8 protein-coding genes are annotated in these 5,286 nt (G+C 38.6%); 5 read left to right on the top strand and 3 right to left on the bottom strand.

The window, feature by feature from the left end; all coding sequences use genetic code 11:
• Positions 1-184 precede the first annotated feature (184 nt).
• The 3 genes from UNSWCS_RS09870 to UNSWCS_RS09860 are packed head-to-tail and all read right to left on the bottom strand — an operon-like array spanning position 185 to position 1,623.
• Positions 185-727, bottom strand: a complete 543-nt coding sequence (locus UNSWCS_RS09870; protein WP_021088385.1) for an SCO family protein — start codon at positions 725-727, stop codon at positions 185-187.
• Between the two features lie 9 nt (positions 728-736).
• A complete protein-coding gene (locus UNSWCS_RS09865) occupies positions 737-1,201 on the bottom strand; it encodes a hypothetical protein (protein WP_021088379.1) in 465 nt (154 codons plus the stop codon).
• A complete protein-coding gene (locus UNSWCS_RS09860; protein WP_021088383.1) occupies positions 1,201-1,623 on the bottom strand; it encodes a copper chaperone PCu(A)C in 423 nt (140 codons plus the stop codon). The genes UNSWCS_RS09865 and UNSWCS_RS09860 overlap by 1 nt, the downstream gene beginning before the upstream one ends.
• Before the next feature lie 137 nt (positions 1,624-1,760).
• Between UNSWCS_RS09860 and UNSWCS_RS09855 the strand changes: the two genes are divergently transcribed.
• The 5 genes from UNSWCS_RS09855 to UNSWCS_RS09835 are packed head-to-tail and all read left to right on the top strand — an operon-like array spanning position 1,761 to position 4,807.
• Positions 1,761-2,726 (top strand): L,D-transpeptidase family protein, encoded by a 966-nt coding sequence (locus UNSWCS_RS09855; protein ID WP_021088380.1) that lies wholly within the window; start codon positions 1,761-1,763, stop codon positions 2,724-2,726.
• Positions 2,727-2,728: 2 nt separating this feature from the next.
• Entirely contained in the window at positions 2,729-2,968 is a 240-nt protein-coding gene (cmeU, locus tag UNSWCS_RS09850; protein WP_009294264.1) for a CmeU family protein, read from the top strand.
• Positions 2,961-3,974, top strand: a complete 1,014-nt coding sequence (locus tag UNSWCS_RS09845; protein WP_021088384.1) for an alanine racemase — start codon at positions 2,961-2,963, stop codon at positions 3,972-3,974. The genes cmeU and UNSWCS_RS09845 overlap by 8 nt, the downstream gene beginning before the upstream one ends.
• Positions 3,975-3,983: 9 nt before the next feature.
• Positions 3,984-4,415, top strand: a complete 432-nt coding sequence (locus UNSWCS_RS09840; protein ID WP_021088382.1) for a hypothetical protein — start codon at positions 3,984-3,986, stop codon at positions 4,413-4,415.
• A 50-nt stretch (positions 4,416-4,465) separates the two neighbouring features.
• Entirely contained in the window at positions 4,466-4,807 is a 342-nt protein-coding gene (locus tag UNSWCS_RS09835; RefSeq protein WP_200862627.1) for a hypothetical protein, read from the top strand.
• Positions 4,808-5,286: the final 479 nt, after the last annotated feature.

Below are 5,286 nucleotides of genomic sequence, written 5' to 3'. Positions count from 1 at the left end.
TAGCCACAAACGATATACATAGAGCAACTATTAGCATTAGTGCTATTTTATTGGTGATTGACTTCACACGAATTCCTTTACATATGATTTACATTGTCGCAATATCTGCTAGTTTAAAAAGAATTGTATAGCTGTTTAAGAAGTTTTTCTTTAAAAGTAAGAATTTCTGATCTAAAAGATAAATTTAAGGTCTATCTTTTATTAAATTTAAAAGATTTTCTCTGATATTTTCGTTAGTTAAATTTGAAATTTCGCCGTAGAAATTTCCCTCTTTATCTAGCAGATAGATAGCGGAGCTGTGAGCGACAGAGTAGCCCATAGCAGAGTTTTTAAGATGCACTTTTTGGTATTTTACGCCGTAGTTTTTAGCAACTTTTGGCAGGTCGTTCAGTTTTAGCCCGTCTGCATCTTTGTAGAAATTTTTTGCCATTAGGGTTAAATTTTCAGGCGTGTCACGATCAGGATCAAGAGTGATGAAAAGTAGCTCAAAGTCGTCTCTTTTTAGTTTATTTAGCTCATCGCCCACAAGAGAGAGCGTAGTAGGGCAGACATCGGGGCAGTAAAGATAACCAAAATATATCGCTTTATACTTGCCGTTATAGTTTTTAAGGCTCACTTCGCCATGCTCTGAAAGCGCCTTAAAATCATACTTGTTTGGCTTTATAAAAAGCATCGCAAGACCTGCGCATATTAAGATTATTATCAAGCCCCAAAGTGTCTTTTTCATCATTTGCCCTTACATTTTTAGATCAAGATCGACAAAAAATCCAGTCTCTTTTTCGCCATCAAGCAGCTTAAATCTATACCTCATAAGATCGACCACGCAAGCACTTAGCACGACTTGTGCTATTAGGTTATCGCCCCTTTGATCAAGCCTTGCCTTTATAGAACCCATGTTCATATTTATGCCATCGATTACAAGGTTTGGATCTTTTAGCCCTAAATTTTTGCCATTAATGATCTTAAAGCCAAACGGCCTCATCGCAAAGATCGGTCTTGGCGAGATGTCTATCTTTAGCTTAACGCCATTAAATTTCACCTCACAAGCATCTTTGTTTAGATCGCATTTTAGAGGATCAAGCGATGTATTTACATCGGCAAATTCAGGCGGATCATCTTTGCTGATCATAAATTTATGACCTATCCAAAAAGCGCCTGCTACGATAAATATGAGTGAAAAAAGGATTAGAATTTTTTTCATTATTTAAAGTTTTTGGTTACTCCGATATTATCAAGCTTGATGCTCTCGCCGTTGCTAAATTTAAGCTCCAGATCAACCTTGTCGCCATCTTTTATAGGCCTATTTAGATCCATTAGCATGATGTGAAGGCCACCAGGTGCTAGCTTTGTCTCGCCATTTTTAGGGATAACGGCGTCTTCAACCTGAACCATGGCCATCATGCCATTTTCCATCTTGTGAGTGTGAATTTCAGTGCTTTTGCAAACACTTGAATGAACGCCAACTAGCTTTACATCGGCATTTGAAGCATTTTTGATATTCATGAAAATAGCGCTGTTGTTTGTGCCAGGCTTTGTGTCTCTTGCTCTGACATTTTCTAGGCTGATGTCAGCTGCCATTAGTGTAGATGCTGCAAGCAATGCACCAAAAACAAGTTTTTTCATATATTTTCCTTTGTGGTAAATTAATAATGGTTTTCAGATTATACATATAAAGAAACTAAAATTCCCTTTAAAATTTAAAAATTGAAATTTTTTAGGCTATAATTACGCACTAAATTTTACTTTTTGGGACACTTCACTTGAAAAAGATACTATTTTTCTTCATCGCGTTAGCGCCTTGTCTTTTTGCCCAAAATTACGAAGAAATTTACTTAAAAAATGGCCCATCTGCTGTCATAGAAGCCATTGAGAAGAACATTTTAAGTAAGGACTACTGGCTAAACAAGCTCAAAGACAAGGACGTTAGATACGGATATTACGACAACGAGATACTTCTAAGCGTGGTTGATAAGACTGACAAAGAGCTTGAGGTCATCTCTTATAAAGACGGAGTTACAAAAAAACTCTTTAGCTCAAGCGTCATCGTTGGCAAAAATGGCGACAAACTGCTTGAGGGCGACCTAAAAACGCCAGTTGGCGTCTATCAGCTCACACGTAGATTTACGCCAAATGACAGATATCTTGGACCTCTTGCTTTTTCTCTTTCATATCCAAATTTACTTGATAAACTTGCAAAACGTAATGGCAGCGGCATCTGGATACATGGCTATCCGCTCGATGGTCAAAGGACAGATGAGCTAAAGACAAAAGGCTGCGTGGCTATGCAAAATGACATTTTGATGAAATTTGACGAAGTTATAGACCACAAAAGAACGCTCGCATTTATCTACGAGGACAAGCGTCCAGAAGCAAGCGCGAACGACATAGCAGTGATCATCTCTGGAATTCTTAACTGGAAGAAGACTTGGAGCGAGAGTGACATCGATAGCTATTTGAAATTTTATGATAAAGACTTTGAGCGATATGACGGTATGAGCTTAGAAAATTTTAAAAAGATGAAACGAGCGATCTTTTCTAAAAAAGAGAAAAAACATATCGCATTTTCAAATTTTCTCATCACGCCTTATCCAAACCTTAAAAACGACAAGCTCTTTCGTGTGAGTTTTTATGAGGATTATGCTGCTGATACGCATAAATTTGCAGGTCAAAAGACCCTTTATGTCAAGCTTTATGGCGATGAGATGAAAATTTTTATAGAGGAGTAGAAGTGGAAAAATCTCAAGAAGTAAAAGAGAAGATAGAGAAAATTTTAGAGGCAAGGTCTGCATTTTTTGCTGAGCTAGACCGCCAAGTGCCAAAGAAAAATGGCACTGACGTCTTTGACTTTAGCAAGGTCAAAGAGGCCGATCTAAAAGAAATTTACGCTAAATTTTATGCATTTGACTACAACGTAAGAAAGCTCTTGCCTGACGTTTATAAAGCTTATGATGTGAATTTCAATGTCTGAGATACGCCTAAACAAAGCAGCTTATATCCACAATCTAACTAAAATTTGTGACAAAGCTGGCGGAAAAGAAAAAGTGATCGTTGTGCTAAAAGATAACGCTTATGGACACGGCGCAAGGCTCATAGCTAGCGAGGCTAAGAAATTTGGCATAAAAAACTGCGCTGTAAAGAGCGAATTTGAAGCAGATGAGATTGCTGATATCTTTGAAAATATCTTGATCCTCTCGCACATCCCAACAGGCGATGAAAGCGCTAAATTTACCTACGCCATAAACGACATAGAGGCACTTTTAAAGATAAAAGAAAATACAAAAATCAACCTCGCCATCGACACTGGCATGCATAGAAATGGGCTTGATATAAGCGAGCTTGATTATGCATTTGAAATTTTAGCCAGAAGAAATTTAGAGCTTCTTGGCGCTTATACGCACTTTCGCGCAAGTGATGAACTAAATGCTGATTATTTCGTGCAAAGAGAAAACTTTAACGCAGCAAAAGCGAAAATTTTAGCTCTTTGTGATGAGTTTGGTATAAAAAAACCGATCTTTCACTCTCACAACTCAGCCGCCCTTGAAAGAGCGAGCGAGATAAAAGATGAGATGGTGCGCGTAGGCATCGCTCAGTATGGATATGCTCAGTTTAATAGCTCTTTAAATTTAAAGCCAGTGCTTTCACTTTGGGCAAAGCGCGTTAGCAGGCGGGTCTTAAAAAGTGGTCAAAGCGTGGGATATGGGGCTAAATTTATAGCAAAAGATGATATAAACGTCGCTACTTACGACCTTGGATATGGCGACGGACTGCTAAGATATGGCGGAGATGGCGAGCTAAGGCTTGCAAACGGCGAGATGGTACTTGGCAAAATTTCGATGGATAGTTTTAGCTGCAAAGATAGTGGCGAGTGGGTCTGTGTCTTTGAGGACGCAAACGTTTGGGCTAACTTTTTTGGCACGATAAACTACGACATCTTGGTCAAACTCTCGCCAAATATCACTAGAAAATTTATATAAAGGTAATATGTGAAAAAGATCGTTTTATTAGCTCTTGCAAGCCTTGCTTTTGGTGTGCAAGAGAGTGAGTTTAAAGTCTATGAGCAGATATTAAATCAGCTTGATACAAAGCAGATCCCAGCCTTTGTCGTCCAAACTGCAAAGCCAAATTTGCCAAGCAGGGTCGATGAGATGATCACGCTAAAAGATGTAAGCAGCGACGGGCTAAACATACATGGCGAGTTTGTCTTAAATGAGACCAAGACAAAGAAGCTAAAAGGCTATAACAAGGCTCAAATTTCGGCTTTAAAGGATGAGTTTTATCAAAACGGAAAAGAGGCGCTTTGCAACTCAGGCATGGCAAGAGCTGCGCTAAATCGCGGCATCACACTAAGTGGTAGCTACGGTTTTGAGGGCAGACATCTTTTTGATTTGAAGCTGGATAAGAGTAGTTGCGAGTAGCCATTTTTGCGCTGTTTTTTTGCTCGCTAGCTCTGGCTCTGACGCCAGATATGGCAGCGAAAAATCACGCAATATACTACAAAAAAAAGCTCCCATTTATCTGCACGCCGACGCTAACGCTTAATGATATCTTAAACGTGGGCGATACGCTCATCTACAGATACGCCGTCAAACATGCAAGAAAGCAAGAGATCAAAAGGCTTGAAGAAAAAGAGCTTTTGGAATTTATCGAGGCCATAAAAAAAGAGAATTTAAGAACCGCCTGCAAGGATAAAGAAATTTTAAATATGCTAAGCATCGGCGTTAGCTTGGATGAAATTTTCTACTCAGAAAACGGCGAACTAATCTTTGAATACACTATAAAAGATGAAGACTGCAAGAAGCTGCAGTGAAATTTGGGGTTAAAATTTAGTTTATGGGTTTTAAATTTGATTAGATTGCTTTGCAAATTTTAAAATCTCACTCACTCGCAAGAATTGACTACTAAAATTTGGCTTCGCTTGCAGCTTAGCTCAAATTTTAGAGCCGAAATTACTCGCTCATGAAATTTTAAAATTTGCTAGAAATTTCTTAAAAATAAACCGCATGCAGTGCGAAGCACTGAAGCATGCACCTCTAACGTCGTCGGAGTTAGGGGGATCGTTAAGGGGGAAGAGAGCTTCTTTGCTTCGCAAGCTCGCAACTGCAAGCAGACCGTAATTCAAGTCCCCTTGTCTCCCTTTTGGATAAAAAGAAATTTACAAATTTAATCAAGCTTTCTTTGCAAATTTTAAAATTTCACTCACCCCTAAGAATTGACTACTAAAATTTGGCTTCGCTTACAGCTTAGCTCAAATTTTAGAGCCGAAATTACTCGTTCATGAAATTTTAA

Source organism: Campylobacter concisus UNSWCS, assembly GCF_000466685.1.
GTDB classification, from domain to species: Bacteria; Campylobacterota; Campylobacteria; order Campylobacterales; family Campylobacteraceae; genus Campylobacter_A; species Campylobacter_A concisus_A.
This window is presented reverse-complemented; position numbering and strand designations above follow the sequence as displayed.